Source organism: Streptomyces sp. CNX435 (genome assembly GCF_059570575.1).
Window position 1 is genome coordinate 116,039 of sequence record NZ_JCANTA010000002.1, and the last position, 18,817, is coordinate 134,855.

The window sequence follows — 18,817 nt, forward strand, 5'->3', positions numbered from 1 at the left end:
CGCCGGCACCGGAACGCCCGTGCCCGCGTGCCGCGTTCACGCGGCGGGCCCGTGCCTGGCCGACGTCTCCCTCGTCGGCGGCGGCTCCGCGTTCGACACGCGGGTCCCCGGCCGCAGTCGTCCGCCCCGGTCCCGCACGGGCTTCCGCGGACCCGGCCCGCTCCCCGGAGGTTCCGCATGAGCCTCGCCTCGCCCGGGTGGCTCGTGCTGCTCGCGCCGCTCGCCGCCCTCGTCGTCGTCTACCTCGTCATGCAGGCCCGGCGCAGCCGGTACGCCGTGCGGTTCACCAACGTCGACCTGCTCGACAAGGTCATGCCGCGCCGCCCCGGCTGGCGGCGGCACGTGCCGGCCACCGCGTTCTGCGCCATGGCCGGGCTGCTCATCGTCGGCTTCGCCCGGCCCACCGCCGAGACGGAGGTACCGCGGGAGCGGGCGACGATCATGGTGGCGCTGGACGTGTCCGCCTCGATGCGGGCCACCGACGTCCAGCCGTCGCGGTTCACCGCCGCGCAGGACGCCGCCCAGGCGTTCGTCACCGAACTGCCGGAGCGGTTCAACGTCGGGCTCGTCACCTTCAGCGGCACCTCCGCCGTCGCCCTGCCGCCGACCACCGACCGCGACGCCATGCGCCGCGCGCTCGACCGGCTGGACACCCGGCAGGGCACCGCGATCGGCGAGGCGGTGTTCTCGTCCGCCGAGGCGATCCGCACGCTGGACGAACAGGCCGAGCGCGAGCCGCCGCCCGCCCACGTCGTGCTGCTCTCCGACGGGCAGAACACCACCGGCCGCTCCACGCCCGCCGCCGCGGAGGAGGCGGCGGCGGCCGGGATCCCGGTGTCCACGATCGCGTACGGCACCGAGGGCGGCACCATCGACCTGGCCAGCGGGCAGAGCGTCCCGGTGCCGGTGGACGCGCCCGCGCTGGAGGAGCTGGCCACCGCCACCGGCGGCGCGTTCCACGAGGCCGCCTCCGGCGAGGAGTTGGAGGCCGTGTACGAGGACATCGGCAGCTCCGTCGGCTACCGCACCGAGGAGCGCGAGGTCTGGCAGTGGTTCGTCGCCGCCGCGCTGATCGCGGCGCTGCTGGCCGCGGCCACGTCCCTGCTGTGGTTCTCGCGCCTACCGTGAGGAGAACGACCGTGACCCATCCCCGTCCCGGCCTCGGCGAGCCCCGCGGCCCCGCGTTCACCGCCGGCGTCCGTCCCGGCGCCGTACGCCCCCGGCCGCAGGGCGGGCCCCCGCCCGCCGGGCCCGGGCAGCCGGTGTCCCCGTACCCCGGCACCCCCGTGACCCCGCCCCCGGCGCCGCGCCGGACGGCGAACCGAACCCTGGCCGTCGCCGTCGTCGCCGCAGTCCTCGCCGGCGGCGCGGCCGGGTTCGCCGCCGGCGGGATACGCGGTCCCTGGGGCGGCGAGGAGGCGGCGGCCGGCGAGCCCCCACCGGCCGCCGCCGGGCGGAACCCGGGCGAACTCGACAGCGTCGCCGCCCGGGTACTGCCCAGCGTGGTGTCGGTGCAGGCCGGCGGCCGGCAGGGCTCCGGCTTCGTCTTCGACGACCGCGGCCGCGTCCTCACCAACGCCCACGTCGTCGGCGGCGCCACCGACGCCTCCGTCGTGCTGCACAGCGGGCGCCGGGTCGACGCGGAGGTGCTGGGCCGCGACACCGGCCGCGACGTGGCGGTGCTGGAGGTGTCCGGCGCGTACGCCCCCCGCCCGCTGGCCATGGGCCGCTCGGCGGACCTGTCCGTCGCCGACTCCGTGCTCGCCATCGGCTCGCCCCTGGGCCTGTCCGGCACCGTCACCTCCGGCATCGTCAGCGCCGTCGACCGCGAGGTCTCGCTCGGCGACGGCGACCGGCAGCGGGCGGTGCAGACCGACGCCTCCATCAACCCCGGCAACTCCGGCGGCCCGCTGGTGGACGCGAGCGGCCGGGTCGTCGGCATCAACACCGCCATCGCCTCGCTGGACCGGGGCGCCGGCGGCTCGATCGGCATCGGCTTCGCCGTGCCCGTGGAGGACGCGGTCCGGGCGGCGGACTCGATCATCGACGGCGATTAGGTTCGTAGCATGCGGATTCTCGTGGTCGAGGACGAAGAGGACCTGGTGGGCGCGCTCAGGGTCGGGCTCGTACGCTCCGGGTACGCGGTCGACACCGCCGCCGACGTGGACGGCGCCATGGAGCGGCTCGGGGTGAACGACTACGACCTCGTGCTGCTCGACCTCACCCTCCCGGACGGCGACGGCCTCGCCGTCTGCCGGGAGATACGCGCGGCCCCCGGCGGGCCGCGGATCCTGATGCTCACCGCCCGCGACCGCCTGGCCGACCGGGTACGCGGCCTCGACGCGGGCGCCGACGACTATCTCGTCAAGCCGTTCGCGCTGCCGGAGCTGCTGGCGCGGATACGGGCCCTGCTGCGCCGCGACGAGGGCGGTACCTCCGTCGTGGAGGTCGGCGAACTGCGGCTGGACACCGCCCGGTTCGAGGCGTACCGCGGGGCGCGCCCGCTGCGGCTCACCCCCAAGGAGTTCGGCGTGCTGCACTACCTGATGACCCGGCCCGGTCGCGTCGTCTCCGCCGAGGAGCTGCTGGAGCACGTCTGGGACGAGAACGCCGACCCGTTCACCAACACCGTGCGGGTCACGGTGGGCTCGCTGCGCCGCAAGGTCACCGGCCAGGACGAGCCGCTGATCGAGACCGTCATCCGGCACGGCTACCGGCTGAAGGAGGAGACGCCGTGAGGCGGCCCCGGCTGCCGCTGCCGGCGTTCGTCCACACCATCCGCTTCCGGCTCACCGTGCTCTACTCGGCGCTGGTGTTCTGCCTGACCGCGCTGGTCCTCGGCGGCGCGTACGTCGCGGTGCAGCGCAGCGGCGACGCCCAGCCGGTCAGCAAGCAGCTGCGGGCCGAGAAGCGGGTCGACGGCGTACGGGTCGGGGACATCGACGTCGTCAAGGCCGAGGACGTCGAGGCCGCCGTCAACTACGAGACGCTGGGCAACCTGCGCAACTTCTCCTTCGCCGTCCTCGGCGGCGTGGCCGTCGCCAGCCTCGGCACCGGCTGGGTGCTCTCCGGCCGGGCGCTGCGCCCCGTCCGCGCCATCGCCCGCACCGCCGAGGAGATCCAGGCCGGCAGCGACCTCTCCCGCCGTATCCGCCTCGACGGCCCGCGCGACGAGCTGCGCATGGTCGCCGACACCGTCGACTCCATGCTCGACCGGCTCGACGGCGCCTTCGCCGCGCAGCGCCAGCTCGTGGACGACGCCTCGCACGAGCTGCGCACCCCGCTGGCCATCATCCGGGCCAACCTCGACGCGGTGCTCACCGTCGAGGAGTCGGAGCCGGAGGAGCGACGGCGCGCCGTCGCCGTGGTCGACCGGGCCACGACGCGGATGACGCGGCTGGTGGAGGACCTGCTCGCCACCGCGCGGCGGTCGGCCGCCGCGTTCGCCGACGCGGACGTGGACCTGGCGGCGGTGGCGGACGAGGCGTGCGAGGAGTTCGCGGCGGTGGCGGCCGAGCGGGGGCTGGTGATCCGGCGCCGGCTCGACGAGAGCCTGGTGCTGATCGGCGACCCGTACGCGCTGCGCCGGGCCGTCGGCAACCTGCTCTCCAACGCGGTACGCCTCGCGCCCGCCGGCACCCGCATCACGGTCGCCGCCGGCCGGGCGGAGGGCTGGCTGTGGATCGCCGTGCAGGACGCGGGCCCGGGCATCGGCGAAGGCGAGCAGGCCCGGGTCTTCGACCGGTTCTGGCGCGGCGAGGCCGGCCAGGAGGGCCGGCCCCGGGACCGGCACGCGGGGCTGGGGCTGGCGATCGTGCGGCAGATCGTGGAGTCGCACGGCGGCCGGCCGCGGCTGTTCTCCCGGGTGGGCGCGGGCAGCACGTTCGTGCTGTGGCTGCCGGACGTGGGCGCGGCGGCCGGGGCGCGGGGCGCGGCCGGGCCGCCGGACGAGCTGCCCGCCGAGATGCGGGGCGCGGGGGACGACGGCCCGGGGGCGGGCGGGGCGGGCGGGGAGGCGGAGGTGCTGGAGAAGTAGGCGCCGCGGGACGGCGGTTCGTACGGCTCAGGCGGCGGACTGCTCGGGTGCGGACTTCTCGCGCGCCGCCTTCACCTTCGTGGCGTACACGTCGACGTACTCCTGCCCGGACAGCCGCATGACCTCGCTCATGACCTCGTCGGCCACCGCGCGCAGCACGTACCGGTCGCGATCCATGCCCTCGTAGCGGGAGAAGTCCAGCGGCGCGGCGAAGCGCACCGTGAAGCGGGCGATGCGCGGCCGGCCCGCCCCGCCCGGCTGGATCTTCTCCGTACCGACCATCGCGAACGGCACCACCGGCGCACCGGTCATCAGCGTCAGCCGCGCCACGCCCGTACGCGCCCGGTACAGCCGGCCGTCGGGGGAGCGGGTGCCCTCGGGGTAGATGGCGAAGACCCGGCCCTCCTGAAGGATCCGCCGGCCGGTCATCAGCGCCGCGACGCCGCCCCGACCGCCGTCCCGGTCCACCGGGATCATCCCGACGGAGGTGAAGAACCAGGCCATCAGCCGGCCCTTGACGCCCTTGCCCGTGACGTACTCGTCCTTGCCGATGAAGAACACCGGCCGCTTCACGACCAGACCGAGGAACATCGAGTCGACGAACGTGAGGTGGTTGCCGGCGAGGACGACCGGGCCCGTGCCGGGAATGTGCTCCGCGCCCTCCACTCGCGGGCGGTACAGGACACGCATGAGCAAGCCGAGAAACGCCTTGATCAGGATGCGGAACACGGAAGGATCCTCCGGTCGGGATGGTGACACTTGCGACGATACTCGCCTGTCCGGGCGGTTCCCACCCCGGATGCAACCCGCCGGAGACGCAGTGTTGCCGCCGATTTCACGAGCGCGCCGCCGCAAGTCTCCCGCATCCGCGCCGGCGCGTCCTAGCATCGGGCCGTTCTTGTGGCGAGGCGCCGTACGGCGCGGGCACGACGGAGAGGTGGTTGACATGAGCGACGGCGGTACGGAGCAGAAGCCCGCCAGACGCGCGGTGCTCGGCGCGGCGGCGCTGGGCGGTGCGGTGGCCGCGGTGGGCCTGCCCGGTACGGCGCGGGCCGCGGGCGGGTCCGGCGGCCAGGGCGGGCCGGGGGCGGGCGAGGGGCTGCCGAACCCGGCGGTGGTGGCGCACCGCGGGGCCAGCGGCTACCGGCCGGAGCACACCCTCGGCGCGTACCAGTTCGCGCTGGACATGGGTGCCGACGTCATCGAGCAGGACCTCGTCCCGACCAAGGACGGCCACCTCGTCTGCCGCCACGAGAACGAGATCGGCGGCACCACCGACGTCGCCGACCACCCCGGGTTCGCCGGCCGCAGGACCACCAAGACGGTCGACGGCACGGAGATCACCGGCTGGTTCACCGAGGACTTCACCCTCGCCGAGCTGAAGACGCTGCGCGCCAAGGAGCGCATCCCGGACGTGCGGCAGCGCAACACCCTCTACGACGGCCGCTGGGACGTGCCCACCTTCGAAGAGGTGCTGCAGTGGGCGGAGCGGCAGCGGCGCCGCACCGGCCGGGCGGTGTGGCTGCACGTCGAGACGAAGCACCCCACCTACTTCCGCTCGATCGGGCTGGAACTGGAAAAGCCGCTGGCCCGGCTGCTGCGCCGCTACGGCCGGGACGGGAGCAACTCGCCCGTGTTCCTGCAGTCGTTCGAGCCCACCAGCGTCGAGCGGCTCGCGGGACTCGTCGACTCCCCGGGCGTCGTGCTGCTGGGCGCGGCGTCCTCGCGGCCGTGGGACTTCGTCACCGCGGGTGACCCGCGCACCGTCGCCGACCTGGTCACGCCCGAGGGGCTGGCGTGGATCGCGGGCTTCGCCCAGGGCCTCGGCCCCACCCTGGACCTGATCATCCCGAAGGACTCCACCGGCAAGCTGCTGGAGCCCACCACACTCGTCCGCGACGCGCACGACGCCGGTCTTGTGCTGCACCCGTACACGATGCGCAACGAGAACAGCTTCCTGCCGCTGGACTTCCGCACCGGCACCGACCCGGCGCAGTACGGCGACGCCTTCGGCGCGTTCCAGGTCTACTTCGAGACCGGCATCGACGGCATCTTCACCGACAACCCCGACACCGGGCTGCTCGCCCGGGACGACTTCCTCTCGAAGGGGTGATTCCTCTCGCAGGGTGAGCCGCCGGCAACCGGCGGCCCCCGCCCGTTCGTCGCTCCCGGCGTGTCCACGGAGTGCCATGACGATCCCGGCCCGGCCGCCGCGCTGCGCCCGCTGCTGCGGGCGGAGGCGGCGGCCGAGGCGTACGCGGCCGGGGTCGAGGCCGCGGACGTCGAACAGGGCGTGCTGCTGCGGCTGCTGGAGCGGGGCGGCGCGGCGCCGGCCGCGGACGCGGGGTGGGTGCGCGCCGCGGTACGGGCCGAGGTGCGCGCCGCGCGGCGGCGGGCCGGGCGCGAGGTGCCGTACGGCACGGAGGTGCCGGGGGCGTACGGGGCGGGAGGGGCGGGTGCGTACGGGGCCGATCCCGCGGCCGTCGTGCTCGCCGCCGAGCGGCACCGCGCCGTGCGCGCGGCGGTGCGCCGGCTCCCCGGCCGCTGCCCCGGGCTCCTCGCCGCGCTGCTCGACCGGGGCGACCTCACGTACCGGGATATCTCGGGCGAGTTGGCAATATCACAGGGAAGCCTCGGCCCCGTCCGTAGCCATTGCCTGACCGCGTTGCGCAGAATGCTCACGGCGGAGGTTGCGCCGGGTGAAGTGCGGGGAAACACGCGGTAGGCCGCAGGTTTTGCGGCCAGTCCACTGGGGTGCACCAAGGAGGCGGGCGCGGCATGGGCAAGAGTGTGACGATTACGCCGGCGACGAACGACGACGCCGAGCAAGTCCTGAAACTCCAGTACCTCTGCTACCAGGCCGAGGCCGCGCTCTACGGCGACTACCGCATACCCCCGCTCACCGAGACCCTCGACGAGCTGCGCGCGGAGTTCGACCGCGGCGCCGCCGTCGTCGCCCGCCTCGGCGACGAGGTCGTCGGCGCCGTACGCGGCACGGTCGAGGCGAACGGCACCGCCGTCATCGGCCGGCTCATCGTGCACCCCCGGATGCAGGGCCACGGCCTCGGCGCCCGGCTGCTGCTCGCCATGGAGGTGCGGCTCGCGGAGGGCGGCGACCCGGTCAAGCGGTTCCAGCTGTTCACCGGGCACCGCAGCGAGGCGAACCTGCGGCTGTACCGGCGGCTGGGCTACCAGCCGGTGGGCACGGAGAAGGTCAGCGCGCGACTGAGCCTGGTCACTCTGGAGAAGGCTCCGCAGGGCGGCGCTCCGCCGACTGTCTCCTCAGCCACCACAGCCCGATGACCGGCAGGATGACGGGCAGGAAGAGGTAGCCGCGGCCGTAGTCGGACCACACGGTCTGGTCCGGGAACTCGGACGGCTGTACCTCGGTCCAGGTGCCGATCGCCAGCACGCCGATCAGCTCGGCGGTGATGCACACCAGGGCCAGCCGGCGCGCCGTCTCGCCGCCGCGGGCGAGGGCGACGGTGATGAACACGTAGACGACGGCGGCCAGTGCGGAGAGCACGTACGCCAGCGGCGCCTCGTCGAACTGCGTGCTCAGCTGGTAGACCGCCCGGGAGGTGGCGCCGACGGCGAACACCCCGTACAGCGTGAGGATCAGCCGCCCGGGCCCGCCGGACAGGCGGGCGCGCTCGCGCGGCTCCCCGGCCGCCGGCTGCCGCTCAGCCACCGCTGCCCGCCCAGATGTCGTACAGCCGCACCTGCAGCACGGCCAGGACGAATCCCCCGACGGCCACCGTCGCCGAACCCCAGCGGCTGCGTTCCGACAGCGACAGCACGCCGGTCGACGGCACCGCGAACCCGGCGGCGAGCAGGTACGCGACGAACACCGCCGTGCCCTCGTCCGGGTCCTCGCCGCGGCCGAGCTGCACGAGGCCGACGACCACCTGGGCCAGCGCCAGCACCGTCACCACGGCCATGCCGCCGAAGTGCCAGTCCTTCGTGGGCTGGTCCTTGACGGCGGCGTACCCGCACCAGGCCGCGAGAGCGAGCGCGGCCAGCGCCACCGCGATCGTCAAGGGGGTGAACATGACTCGACCTTACTGCGTGCCCGCGGGCCCTCGGACCCGGGTCCCGGCACCGTTCGCAGGCTTCCGGCCGCCGGGCCGCGACCGTGGCGTTGACCACAGCGCGCCACCCCGCCGGCGTACGGGACGGCCTCCTTCGGAGCCATATCAGTGCAGGTCACAGCGGTGTACGGGGGTGCGGGCGGCGGCGCGTCCGGCGCTGTCCGCCATCCGGACGGCGCCCCCGGCCCGCGCCGGCGATCTGTTTTACTGGGCCGCATGACCACGACGAGCAGCCGCACCTGTGCGACCGAGGCGATCAACATGACGCCCGGTGCTCGCCGCATGTGTCGAATGCACCACTGAGGGCCCCCGCCACGAGACTCGCGCCCCGAAGCGAGTCCGCGGGCCGCTCCGCCGCCGTGCCCCGCACGGCCGGGCCCGAGAGCCGAGCCCGCGCTTCCTGAGGCCGCGCCGCGCCGCCGCGTGCGCCGCCGCCCGGAGCCACCCCAGTCACCCGAGCAGCGCGCTCCACCGTGGGCGCGTCCGTGCCCGCCCGCGCCCGCGGCGGGCACCCGAGCGATGGAACCCACGTGATCACAGTTACGGACCTGAAGAAGGTCTACCGCTCCCGAGGCCGCGAGACCGCCGCGCTCGACGGCGTCGACCTCCACGTACGCGAGGGCGAGGTCTTCGGCGTCGTCGGCCGCTCCGGCGCCGGCAAGTCCACCCTCATCCGCTGCATCAACCTCCTGGAGCGCCCCGACTCCGGCACCGTCACCGTCGCCGGCCAGGACCTCACGGCCCTGACCGGCCGCGAGCTGCGCGCCGCCCGTACCCGTATCGGCATGATCTTCCAGCACTTCAACCTGCTGAGCGCCCGCACCGTGCAGGACAACGTCGAACTGCCGCTGGAGATCCTGGGCCTGTCCGGGCAGGAGCGCGCCCGCAAGGCGCTCGACCTCCTCGACCTCGTCGGCCTGGCCGACCGCGCCAAGGCGTACCCGGCGCAGCTGTCCGGCGGCCAGAAGCAGCGCGTCGGCATCGCCCGCGCGCTCGCCGGCGACCCGCAGGTGCTGCTCTCCGACGAGGCCACCTCCGCGCTCGACCCGGAGACCACCCGCTCCGTGCTGGAGCTGCTGCGCGAACTCAACCGCGAACTGGGCCTGACGGTCCTGCTCATCACCCACGAGATGGACGTCGTCAAGGCCGTCTGCGACTCCGCCGCCCTGATGCGCTCCGGCCGCATCACCGAGTCCGGCACCCTCGACGAGCTGCTGGCCGCCCCCGGCTCCGAGATCGCCGCCCAGCTCTTCCCCGTCGGCGGCGAGGCGTACGGCACCGAGAGCACCATCGTCGACGTCACCTTCCACGGCGACACCGCCAGCCGCCCGGTGATCTCCCACCTGTCCCGCACGTACAACCTCGACGTGTCGATCCTCGGCGCCGCCATGGACACCGTCGGCGGCCGGCCGGTCGGCCGGATGCGCATCGAGCTGCCCGGCCCGTACGAGGAGAACGTCGTCCCCCTGGGCTTCCTGCGCGAGCAGGGCCTGCAGATCGACCCGGTCGGCGTCGACGCCGACCGGGTCGGTGCCGACGCCGCCGACCTGTCCGCCCTGGAGAGTGCCACGTGAGCTGGACCGAGATACGCCCCGAGCTGCTGACCGGGCTGTGGGAGACGTTGGCCATGGTCGGCTGGGCGGCGCTCGTCGCCGTCGTCGTCGGCACCCCGCTGGGCGTGCTGCTGGTCCTCACCGACCGCGGCCGACCGCTGCAGAACGTCCTCGTCAACCGGGTCATCGGGCTCGTCGTGAACATCGGCCGCTCGCTGCCGTTCATCATTCTGATGCTGGCGCTGACCGCGTTCACCCGCGCCCTGGTCGGCACGTCCATCGGCCTTGAGGGCGCCATCGTGCCGCTGGCCATCAGCGCCATCCCGTTCTTCGCCCGGCTGGTCGAGACCGCGGTCCGCGAGGTCGACGCCGGTCTCGCCGAGGCCGTGCAGTCGATGGGCGGCAGCACCTGGACCGTGGTCGTCAAGGCACTGCTGCCGCAGGCGCTGCCGTCCCTGGTCGCCGGGCTGACCACCACCGTCATCGCCCTCGTCGGCTACTCCGCGATGGCCGGCGCGGTCGGCGGCGGCGGCCTCGGCGACGTCGCCATCCGCTACGGCTACCAGCGCTACGAGGGCGACGTCATGCTCGTCACCGTCGTGCTGCTCGTCGTCCTCGTCAACGTCGTCCAGCTGATCGGCGACTTCTTCGTCCGCAGCCTCGGCGACCGCACCACCCGCAGCGCCGCCTGGCTGCGCGTCTCCCGCCCCGCGCGGGCGGGCGTCACCGCGGTCGCCGGCGTCGCGCTCGTCGGCACGCTCACCGCCGGCACCATCGGGCTGACCTCCGACGGCGGCGACGGCGGCGGCGAGAACACCGTCACCGTGGCCGCGACGCCCACGCCGCACGGCGAGATCCTGAACTTCGTCAAGGACAACCTCGCCGAGGACGCCGGGATCGACCTGCGCGTCCGGGAGTTCACCGACTACGTCAAGCCCAACGAGGCGGTCGCGACCGGCGAGGTCGACGCCAACTTCTTCCAGCACACCCCGTTCCTCGACGACTACAACGACAAGAACGGCACCGACATCGTCCCGACCGTCGGCGTGCTGGTCGAACCGCTGGGCCTGTACTCCGAGGCGGCCGACGACGTCTCCGCCCTCGGCGGCGGCGACACCGTCGCCGTACCCAACGACACCACCAACGAGGGGCGCGCCCTGCACCTCCTCGACGCCCAGGGCCTCATCGAGCTGAAGGACGGCACCGGCCTGAACGCCACCCCGGGCGACATCGCCGACGACCGCGGCCTGGAGATCAAGGAGCTGGAGGCGGCGCAGACGCCGCGGGCGCTCCAGGACGTCGACGCCGCCGTCGTCAACGGCAACTACGCCATCGACTCCGGCCTCGACCCGCGGACGGACGCCATCGCGCTGGAGAAGGCCGAGGGCAACCCGTACGTCAACATCCTGGCCGTACCGGCGGACGACGCGGACGACCCGGCCATCGAGAAGCTCGGCGAGCTGCTGAACTCCCCGGAGACCAAGGCGTTCATGGCGAAGGAATTCCCCTCCTCCGTACCGGTGTTCGGTCCGGTGAGCTGATCCGTGGCATATCCGGGCGCGGATGCTGCATGCTGTCCGGGTCAGCTCGTCATCGGTCCACGCACTCGGAGAAGCGCATGTCATCCACCTTCCCGGACGTCTCCCTCAGCACGGACCGGCTGGTGCTCCGCCCGTTCGACGAGGAGGACGTGCCGGCGCTGACGGAGATGATGAACGACGAGGCCGTCACCGCGTGGACGCAGGCGCCGCACCCGTACACCCGGGACGACGCCCGCGACTGGGTGACGCGCGTAGCCCCGGCCGAGCGCACCGGCGGCCGGGGCATCGTCTTCGCGGTGTCGGAGTTCCTCACCCAGCGGCTCGTCGGCAACGTCCATCTGCGGCGCACCGACTGGCGCACGCTGGCCACCGAGGTCAGATTCGTCGTCGCCCCCTGGGCGCGCGGCGAGGGGTACGCCGCGGAGTCCGTGCTCGTCGTCGCGCGCTGGCTCTTCGACGTGCAGAAATTCGAGCGCGTGGAGCTGCGCACCGCCGCGGACAACACCGCGGCGCAGCAGGTCGCGCAGAAGATCGGCGGCATCAGCGAGGGCGTGCTGCGCAACGCCTGGATAGCGCGCACCCGCACCGAGGACGGCGGTTGGACGGACATCCGCACCGACCTGATCGTCTGGAGCCTGCTGTCCGAGGACCTGGACGCGGACGGCGAGAGTAGTGTGCTCTGACGCTCCCCTGCCTCCGGCGCGCCCATGCGCGTACGCACCGGCCGCCGCGGTCCGGGAGCGGGCGCCGGCGCGGCGGCGCGCCCTCCACCTCCAGCCGACGACCAGGAGAGAAGTGAGCGATGGCGGACCGCGTCACCGTGATCGGGTGGGACGGTTCGCCGCTGACCGAGGCGGCGCGCGCCGCGCTCGGCGCGGCCAGCCTGGTGGCCGGGGCGGCACACCACCTCGTGCTGCCCGAGGTGCCGCCGGGCGCCGAGCGGGTCCGGCTGGGCAGCGTGGGCCTCGCGGCCCGCAGGATCGCCCGGCACCGCGGCACGGCGGTGGTCCTGGCCGACGGCGACCCGGGCTTCTTCGGCGTCGTACGCACCCTGCGCGCCCCTGAGCACGGCCTGGAGGTCGAGGTGCTGCCGGCGGTCTCGTCCGTCGCCGCCGCCTTCGCCCGGGCCGGGATGCCGTGGGACGACGCGCAGGTCGTCGTCGCGCACGAACGCAACCTGCGCCGGGCCGTGAACGTCTGCCGGGCGCACCCCAAGGTCGCCGTCCTCACCTCGCCCGGCGCGGGCCCCGCCGAACTCGCCCTGCTGCTGCGGGACGTGCACCGGACGTTCGTCATCTGCGAGGAGCTGGGCGGGGCGCAGGAGCGGGTGACGGTGCTGACGTCGGACAAGGTGGCGGAGCACGTATGGCGGGACCCGAACGTGACGCTGGTGATCGGCGGGGGCTTCGCGACGGGGGCGGGCGGTGTCACCGGGGCCGCGGGCCAGGGGGGCGGGGCGGCGCCGGCGGGCGGCGGCTGGCTCGCCGGCCACGACGCGGGCTATCCGCCCGCGCCGCGCGGCTGGAGTCTGGCCGCCGCGGAGTACGCCGCCGTGCCGGACGAGGGCGAGTCGCCGCAGCTGCGCGCCGTCCAACTCGCCCGGCTCGGGCCCCGCATGGGCGACCTGGTGTGGGACATCGGCTCCGGCAGCGGCGCGGCCGCGGTGGAGGCCGCCCGCTTCGGCGCCGCCGTCATCGCCGTCGACCGCGACCCCGACGCCTGCGCCCGCGCCGCCGCGGCGGCCCGCCGCTTCGGGGTGCTGCTGCAGACCGTCCACGGCTCCGCCCCCGGCGTCCTCAACGACCTGCCGGAGCCGGACGTGGTCCGGGTCGGCGGCGGGGGGGCGGCGGTGGTCGCGGAGTGCGCGGCCCGGCGCCCGCAGCGGATCGTCGCGCACGCCCGCACCCGGGACGGCGCCGAGGACGTCGTACGGGCCCTCGCGGACGCCGGATACGCGGCGGAGTGCTCGCTGCTGCAGGCGGTCGACCTCGACCCGGGGGCCCCGGCGGACGCGGGGCAGCGCACCGGATGGCGGGAGCGGGAGCGGACCGTCGTGTTCTTCATCGCGGGGAGCCGCACGGGCTGAGCCGGGGCACCGCGTGTACGGTCCGCGGGCTTGGCTCGCGGGCGCGGGTCGCTGGGATGCGCGCGGTGCGCTCCGGGCGCGCGGGAGGCGTGCGCCGGGTGCTCCCCGCGGTGCACCGGACGGCGCCCGCGGGGCTCGACCCCAGCCGGACCCGCGTGCGGATTGCGGGTAGGCTGGCGGACTGTTGTGCCTAGACCAGGGGGGTACCGCCCACGCCCGCAGGGCGTAGGGGGAGTTCGGTGCAGCGTTGCCGAATGCCGGTAATGTCCGGGGGTCTTGTCGCAGTTGTCGGGAACGTAAACCCTGCGGGGCGGTCGTGCCGCAGGGCGGGGTGTGCTCGTTCTAGCTATGGGCGGCCGGTCTGTCCCGAGGGGGCTGCTGCCGGACGAACGGTCGGAGAAGGAGCTGGAGCGATGGGCGAGGGGTACGGACGCATGACTGACACCGGCAAGCTCCCGGAAGGGCACCAGCCGGGGCCGGACGACGCCGCCGGAGGCCACCACCCCGCTCCCGCTCCCGTTCCCGTCACCGCTCAGTCGGGCGCCGCGGCACCCGCCGAGTACCCCGAGACCGCGCCCCCGGCCGAGCCCGCGCCGGCCCCCGCGGCGGACGACGACTTGCTGTTCCTGCCCGGCGCGCAGGGCGCGTGGACGGACCCGCGGACCCCGGCGGCCGGCACGGCGAGCCCGGACGCCGGCGCGCGGGCCGTGCCGTCGGGGGGCGGCACGGCCACGGCCGGGGGAGCCCCGGCGGCGCCGGGCGCCGAGCCGGCCACGGGCGGGGAGCGCCGGCCGCCGCACATGGGCCCGCCGGTGCCGGAGACGGCCGGGGGAGTGGTGCGTTCGCTCGCCGACCGGGGCCCGGCGAGCGGGTCGGTGGACACCCGCGAGGCGGTCGCGGCGGCGGACGCGGCCACCGGCGCGGGTGGTGCCGCGGTCGGCAGCGCCCCGGCGGAGGGCGGTAACGCGGCCGGTACGGGCGCCGGTTCACCGGCTCCGGCGGGCCCGGCCGGACCGGCGGGTGCCGCGGCGCCGGGCGCGGGCGAGACGCCGCCGGGCGCCCCCGCGGAGCCGGGTGGGGCGACCGGCGCGACGCAGAGCGCGCAGGCCGGACCGGGGGCAGCACCCGGCGACACAGCGGACCAGGCCGCCGCGGCGGCCCCGGCCGCGGCGGGCCGTCCCGCTCACGCCGCCGCGGCCGACGAGGGCGCGACCGCGCCGCACCGGTCCGTGCCGACCGCGGTCGGCTCCGTACCGCCGCAGGTCGCGGGAGCCGCCGGGCAGGTCCCGCACCCGCCGCTGCGCACACCGGGGCCGCCGACCACCGGCCCCGAGTACCTCGACGTCACCCAGGTCGGTGCGACCCACCTGCCGGGCCCGCAACTCGGCGAGATCCCGCCCGCCCCGGCGGGCTGGACCACCGTGTCGCATCCCGCCGACGCGGAAACAGCGGAAACAGTCGCCCAGGCGAAGCCGCGGGACGTCGGCGGTGAAGCATTCGCGGCCGACCCGCTCCCGGTGCCCCCGAACGAGGCCATGCCTCCCGCGCACCCCGCGCGCGACGGCGCCACGGTGGCGGCCCCGGCGGACCAGCCGTCCGGGTCGACCGCCGGGCACGGCACGGCCGACGGGACCGGCCAGGGCACCGACGCCGAACCGGCCGCGGCGGCGCAGGCCGCCGAGCGGGCCGCCGGCACGGATTCCGCGCCGGCTCCCGTGAGCGCCGGCGTGGACGCGGCGCAGGCAGCGGTCCGCAGGGCGGCGGCCTCGGCGGGTGCCTCCCTGGGCCGCGGAGTGTCCACGAACGGCCGGTCCGCGACGACTTCCGGCGGAACGGACGGTGCCGCCGGGACACCGCCCGCCTCGTCCGCCGCCACGGCGCCGGCGCCGGAGGACCGGGCGGCCCCGGGCGGGCAGCCCGGCGCCGCCCCGGCGGCACCGGCCGCGGACGGCCGTCAGGCCGAAAGCCCTGAACTCGCGGACGCGGCGGCGCCGCCCGCCGTGAGCGTCGACCGGCCCGGCGGCGCTGCCGCGGCCCGGCACGCCGCCGCCCCCGCCGGACCGAGCGGGGCGGAAGCCGCCGCCGGCGGGCGGGCACCGGTCGGTCACCCCGCGGACGGGACCGCGCCGCCCGCCGTACGGAACGGGCCGCGCGCCGACAACTCCCGGACTGGGACGGGCGTTCAGGACGACTCCGCCGCGGGGGAGGCCGCCGGTGGGGCGGCGCCCGTGGCGGACCGACCCGCTGGTGAGGCGGCGTCCGCGGGGGACCGGCCCGCCGACTCGACCGCGCCGCACGCGGCGACCGATGGCCGGCCCGGCGACGGTGCCGCCGCCGGGCCGGCCGCGGGCGGCCCGCCCGCGGAGAACGGCGTGGTCCACGCCGTGGCCGACGGGCAGTCCGGCGGCAGCTCTCCGGCGCGGCCCGAGGCGCAGGAGCCCGGGGGCGGCCGGGTGCCCGCTACCGCCGCCGTACCCGGCGGACCGGAGACCGCCGCCCCGGGCCGGACGCCGAACGGTCAGCCCGTCGACGCGGCTGTGCCGCATGCCGTAGGGGACACCCGCCCGGGCGACAACTCCGGGGTCCGGCCGGGCGGTCAGGGCCGCGCGGCCGCTACCGCGGTCCAGCCGCAGGGGCGGTCCGCAGACATCTCCCAAGCCCGGACCGCCGGTGGTGATCGGCCGGCGGAGAGCGGTGCGGTCGACGCCGTAGCCGACGAGCGTGCCGGCCACCCTTCTCCGGCCCACGCCGGCGAGCCGGCGCCCGGGGACCGGGCTGCCTCCGTCCCGGCCGCCGCCGCGGTCCGGCCCGACGGACAGCCCGCCGACGCCTCCCTGCCCCGGACGGACCGTCAGGGCGACTCCGCCGCACCGCGGCCGGCGGACGGGGCCGTGCTCCACGCCGTGGCCAACGGGCAGCCCGTCAACGGCGCCAAGGCGCGGCCGGCGAGCGGCCAGCCCGCCGTACCCGCCGCGCGGGCGGCGAGCGACGAGGCCGCGGCCCCGGGTGCCGTGCCCGCCGCCTCCGGTGCCCGGCGCGGCCTTTCGCTCGGGATCCAGCACGGCGCTCACGCCGCCCCCGCCGGCACCGCCGCGGCGGACGGGACCGACACCGCGCCCGAGTCCTCGCCCGAGCCCTCGCCCGCGGGCGAGGAGACCGCCGCAGGCGCCCAGCGCGCCGGCACCCCCGTGGCGCAGCTCCGCGGCCGGCGGCGGCGCGGTTCCGCCGTGAGCGCGCCCGTCGCCGACGCCGCCGCGACCCCGGCCGGCGACGCGCGGGCCCAGTACGCCGCGGCGGCGCCCGGCGTCTCCGTACCGGCGCAGGCATCCCCGGCGCCCCAGCCCGCTCCCGCGGGCGTGGCACCGGCCACCACCTCGACGCCCGCCGCCGGCACGCCGGCACCCGGCCCCGAGACCGGCGAGCCGGGCTCCCACCCCGCCGTCGCGGCCCACGCGTCCGACCCCGATGCCCCCGCACCCGATGCCGCCGCCGACGCACCCGACCCTGACGCCCCCGCGCCCGACGCCGACGCCGCCCCCGGTTTCGCCGACGCCGAGCGCGCCGCCGTCCACCGCGTCATGCGCGAACGCCGCGACATCCGCAACGGCTTCCGCTCCGACCCCGTCCCCCACGAGGTCCTCCTCCGCGTCCTGGAGGCCGCCCACACCGCCCCCAGCGTCGGCCACTCCCAGCCCTGGGACTTCGTCGTCATCCGCTCCGAGGAGACCCGCCACCGCATGCACGAGCTGGCCCGGCGCCAGCGCGAGGCGTACGCGAAGAGCCTGCCCAAGGGGCGCGCGAAGCAGTTCAAGGAGCTGAAGGTCGAGGCCATCCGGGACACCCCGGTCAACATCGTCGTCACCGCCGACCCCACCCGCGGCGGCCGGCACACGCTCGGCCGGCACACCCAGCCGCAGATGGCCCCGTACTCCTCCGCGCTCGCCGTCGAGAACCTCTGGCTCGCCGCCCGCGCCGAGGGCCTCGGCGTCGGCTGGGTCAGCTTCTTCGACGAGCGCGAGCTCGTCCGCGAGCTGGACCTGCCGGAGCACCTGGACGTCGTGGCGTACCTCTGCGTCGGTTACGTCGACGAGTTCCCCGACGAGCCGGAGCTGGTGCAGGCGGGCTGGTCCAAGCGCCGCCCGCTGTCCTGGGTCGTCCACGAGGAGAGCTACGGCCGCCGCGCGCTGCCCGGCGAGGACCCGCACGACCTGCTCGCCGAGACGCTGGAGGGCATCCGCCCGCTGGACGCCAAGGCGCTCGGCGAGGCGTGGGAGCGGCAGAAGCGGATGACGAAGCCGGCCGGCTCGCTCGGCATGCTGGAGATCATCTCGGCGCAGCTGTGCGGCCTGTCCCGCGCCTGCCCGCCCCCGGTGCCGGAGCCCGCGGCCGTCGCGGTCTTCGCCGGCGACCACGGCGTGCACGCGCAGGGCGTCACGCCCTGGCCGCAGGAGGTCACCGGCCAGATGGTCGCCAACTTCCTCGGCGGCGGCGCCGTCTGCAACGCCTTCGCCACCCAGGTCGGCGCCGAGGTGTGCGTCGTGGACGCCGGCGTGGCCGCCGAGCTGCCCGCCACCGCGGGGCTGGTGCCGCGGAAGGTGCGCGCGGGCACGGCGGACATGACCGCGGGCCCCGCGATGTCCCGGGAGGAGGCGCTGCGGGCCGTCGAGGTGGGCATCGAGACCGCCCGGGACCTGGTCGCGGCGGGCAACAGGGCGCTGCTGACCGGCGAGATGGGCATCGCGAACACCACCGCGTCCGCCGCGATCATCGCGGTCTTCACCGACACCGAGCCCGCCGAGGTGACCGGCCGCGGCACCGGCATCGACGACGAGACGCACGCCCGCAAGGTCGAGGCGGTCCGCCGCGCCATCGAGGTCAACCGCCCCGACCCCGCCGACCCGATCGGCGTGCTGGCCGCGGTCGGCGGGCTGGAGCACGCCGCGCTCGTCGGCTTCATCCTCGGCGGCTCCGCGCTGCGCACGCCCGTCCTCCTGGACGGCGTGAGCGCGGGCGCGGCGGCGCTGGTCGCGCGCGCGGTGGCGCCGGAGGCGCTGGCGGCGTGCATCGCGGGCCACCGCAGCCCGGAGCCGGGGCACGCGGCGGCGCTGACGAAGCTGGGGCTGCGCCCGCTGATCGACCTCGACCTGCGCCTCGGCGAGGGCACCGGCGCGCTGCTGGCGCTGCCGGTGGTGCAGAGCGCGGCGCGGGCGATGCACGAGGTGGCGACGTTCGACGCGGCGGGCGTGACGGAGAAGGGCTGAGCGCGCGCGTACGCGCCGGCCGCGGCCACGGCCGTCCGGCGGCGTACCCGGGCGTACGCAGACGCAGGCCGCAGCAGTGGCCCGGGTACGCCCCGGGCCACCCGCCGTGGTCGGAGCGGGCACCTGCGGCGCCGCTTCCGTGCAGGCCATAGGGTTGGCGTCGCGGGCCGTACGCGCCACGCCCCCGGCGACCGCGGTCCGCGACGAACCGCCGCTCCGACGCCGCAGCGGCCGGCACACCGTACGAGG

Annotated in this window: 14 protein-coding genes and 2 pseudogenes; 13 read left to right on the forward strand and 3 right to left on the reverse strand. The window is 76.1% G+C overall.

The window, feature by feature from the left end; genetic code table 11:
* The first annotated feature begins 177 nt into the window (after positions 1-177).
* From T328_RS03830 to T328_RS03845, 4 genes are read left to right on the forward strand one after another with little or no spacing between them, the layout of a single operon-like run.
* Positions 178-1,128, forward strand: coding sequence for a VWA domain-containing protein (locus T328_RS03830; protein ID WP_496494408.1), 951 nt, complete (start codon positions 178-180; stop codon positions 1,126-1,128).
* An 11-nt stretch (positions 1,129-1,139) separates the two neighbouring features.
* On the forward strand, positions 1,140-2,057 hold the full coding sequence (locus tag T328_RS03835; RefSeq protein WP_496494409.1) for a S1C family serine protease: 918 nt from the start codon (positions 1,140-1,142) through the stop codon (positions 2,055-2,057).
* Positions 2,058-2,066: 9 nt separating this feature from the next.
* The gene (locus tag T328_RS03840) at positions 2,067-2,738 is read left to right on the forward strand and encodes a response regulator transcription factor (protein WP_496494410.1); all 672 of its coding nucleotides are present in this window, start codon (positions 2,067-2,069) and stop codon (positions 2,736-2,738) included.
* On the forward strand, positions 2,735-4,036 hold the full coding sequence (locus T328_RS03845; protein ID WP_496494411.1) for a sensor histidine kinase: 1,302 nt from the start codon (positions 2,735-2,737) through the stop codon (positions 4,034-4,036). Before T328_RS03840 ends, T328_RS03845 begins: the two co-directional genes overlap by 4 nt.
* A 27-nt stretch (positions 4,037-4,063) precedes the next feature.
* On the opposite strand, the gene T328_RS03850 is transcribed toward T328_RS03845, so the two are convergent.
* The gene (locus T328_RS03850) at positions 4,064-4,765 is read right to left on the reverse strand and encodes a lysophospholipid acyltransferase family protein (RefSeq protein ID WP_496494412.1); all 702 of its coding nucleotides are present in this window, start codon (positions 4,763-4,765) and stop codon (positions 4,064-4,066) included.
* A gap of 217 nt (positions 4,766-4,982) precedes the next feature.
* Between T328_RS03850 and T328_RS03855 the strand changes: the two genes are divergently transcribed.
* From T328_RS03855 to T328_RS03865, 3 genes are read left to right on the forward strand one after another with little or no spacing between them, the layout of a single operon-like run.
* Entirely contained in the window at positions 4,983-6,149 is a 1,167-nt protein-coding gene (locus tag T328_RS03855) for a glycerophosphodiester phosphodiesterase (RefSeq protein WP_496494413.1), read from the forward strand.
* 60 nt (positions 6,150-6,209) lie between these two features.
* Entirely contained in the window at positions 6,210-6,761 is a 552-nt protein-coding gene (locus tag T328_RS03860) for an RNA polymerase sigma factor (RefSeq protein ID WP_496494414.1), read from the forward strand.
* A 53-nt stretch (positions 6,762-6,814) separates the two neighbouring features.
* Complete coding sequence (locus T328_RS03865; RefSeq protein WP_496494415.1) at positions 6,815-7,339, forward strand: GNAT family N-acetyltransferase; 525 nt, start codon at positions 6,815-6,817, stop codon at positions 7,337-7,339.
* Here the strand turns inward: T328_RS03865 and T328_RS03870 are convergent.
* Both T328_RS03870 and T328_RS03875 read right to left on the reverse strand, forming a co-directional pair.
* Positions 7,272-7,727, reverse strand: a complete 456-nt coding sequence (locus tag T328_RS03870; protein WP_496494416.1) for a hypothetical protein — start codon at positions 7,725-7,727, stop codon at positions 7,272-7,274. The genes T328_RS03865 and T328_RS03870 overlap by 68 nt on opposite strands.
* Positions 7,720-8,088: a hypothetical protein gene (locus T328_RS03875; protein WP_496494417.1), complete on the reverse strand. Its 369-nt coding sequence runs from the start codon at positions 8,086-8,088 to the stop codon at positions 7,720-7,722. Before T328_RS03875 ends, T328_RS03870 begins: the two co-directional genes overlap by 8 nt.
* A gap of 569 nt (positions 8,089-8,657) precedes the next feature.
* On the opposite strand from T328_RS03875, the gene T328_RS03880 reads away from it, so the two are divergent.
* The 6 genes and pseudogenes from T328_RS03880 to cobT all read left to right on the forward strand — a co-directional run bounded on the left by T328_RS03880 (position 8,658) and on the right by cobT (position 18,568).
* Positions 8,658-9,701 carry a methionine ABC transporter ATP-binding protein gene (locus tag T328_RS03880; protein WP_496494418.1) on the forward strand — a complete coding sequence of 348 codons (1,044 nt, stop codon included), beginning with the start codon at positions 8,658-8,660 and terminating at the stop codon, positions 9,699-9,701.
* Positions 9,698-10,417: pseudogene (locus tag T328_RS03885) on the forward strand (methionine ABC transporter permease); the annotation flags it as partial. The gene T328_RS03880 and the pseudogene T328_RS03885, both read left to right, overlap by 4 nt.
* Positions 10,418-10,510: 93 nt before the next feature.
* Positions 10,511-11,221 (forward strand): annotated as a pseudogene (locus tag T328_RS03890) (MetQ/NlpA family ABC transporter substrate-binding protein); the annotation flags it as partial.
* A 77-nt stretch (positions 11,222-11,298) separates the two neighbouring features.
* On the forward strand, positions 11,299-11,904 hold the full coding sequence (locus tag T328_RS03895) for a GNAT family N-acetyltransferase (RefSeq protein WP_496494419.1): 606 nt from the start codon (positions 11,299-11,301) through the stop codon (positions 11,902-11,904).
* Positions 11,905-12,023: 119 nt separating this feature from the next.
* A complete protein-coding gene (gene cbiE, locus T328_RS03900; protein ID WP_496494420.1) occupies positions 12,024-13,307 on the forward strand; it encodes a precorrin-6y C5,15-methyltransferase (decarboxylating) subunit CbiE in 1,284 nt (427 codons plus the stop codon).
* A gap of 434 nt (positions 13,308-13,741) precedes the next feature.
* On the forward strand, positions 13,742-18,568 hold the full coding sequence (gene cobT / locus T328_RS03905) for a nicotinate-nucleotide--dimethylbenzimidazole phosphoribosyltransferase (protein ID WP_496494421.1): 4,827 nt from the start codon (positions 13,742-13,744) through the stop codon (positions 18,566-18,568).
* Positions 18,569-18,817 lie beyond the last annotated feature (249 nt).

What these genes read in the sequence shown, in the direction of transcription:
- T328_RS03830 (WP_496494408.1), top strand. Translation starts at nt 178, where the DNA reads ATGAGCCTCGCCTCGCCCGGGTGGCTCGTGCTGCTCGCGCCGCTCGCC.
- T328_RS03840 (WP_496494410.1), top strand. Translation starts at nt 2,067, where the DNA reads ATGCGGATTCTCGTGGTCGAGGACGAAGAGGACCTGGTGGGCGCGCTC.
- T328_RS03855 (WP_496494413.1), top strand. Translation starts at nt 4,983, where the DNA reads ATGAGCGACGGCGGTACGGAGCAGAAGCCCGCCAGACGCGCGGTGCTC.
- T328_RS03865 (WP_496494415.1), top strand. Translation starts at nt 6,815, where the DNA reads ATGGGCAAGAGTGTGACGATTACGCCGGCGACGAACGACGACGCCGAG.
- T328_RS03875 (WP_496494417.1), bottom strand. Translation starts at nt 8,088, where the DNA reads ATGTTCACCCCCTTGACGATCGCGGTGGCGCTGGCCGCGCTCGCTCTC.
- T328_RS03895 (WP_496494419.1), top strand. Translation starts at nt 11,299, where the DNA reads ATGTCATCCACCTTCCCGGACGTCTCCCTCAGCACGGACCGGCTGGTG.
- cbiE (WP_496494420.1), top strand. Translation starts at nt 12,024, where the DNA reads ATGGCGGACCGCGTCACCGTGATCGGGTGGGACGGTTCGCCGCTGACC.
- cobT (WP_496494421.1), top strand. Translation starts at nt 13,742, where the DNA reads ATGACTGACACCGGCAAGCTCCCGGAAGGGCACCAGCCGGGGCCGGAC.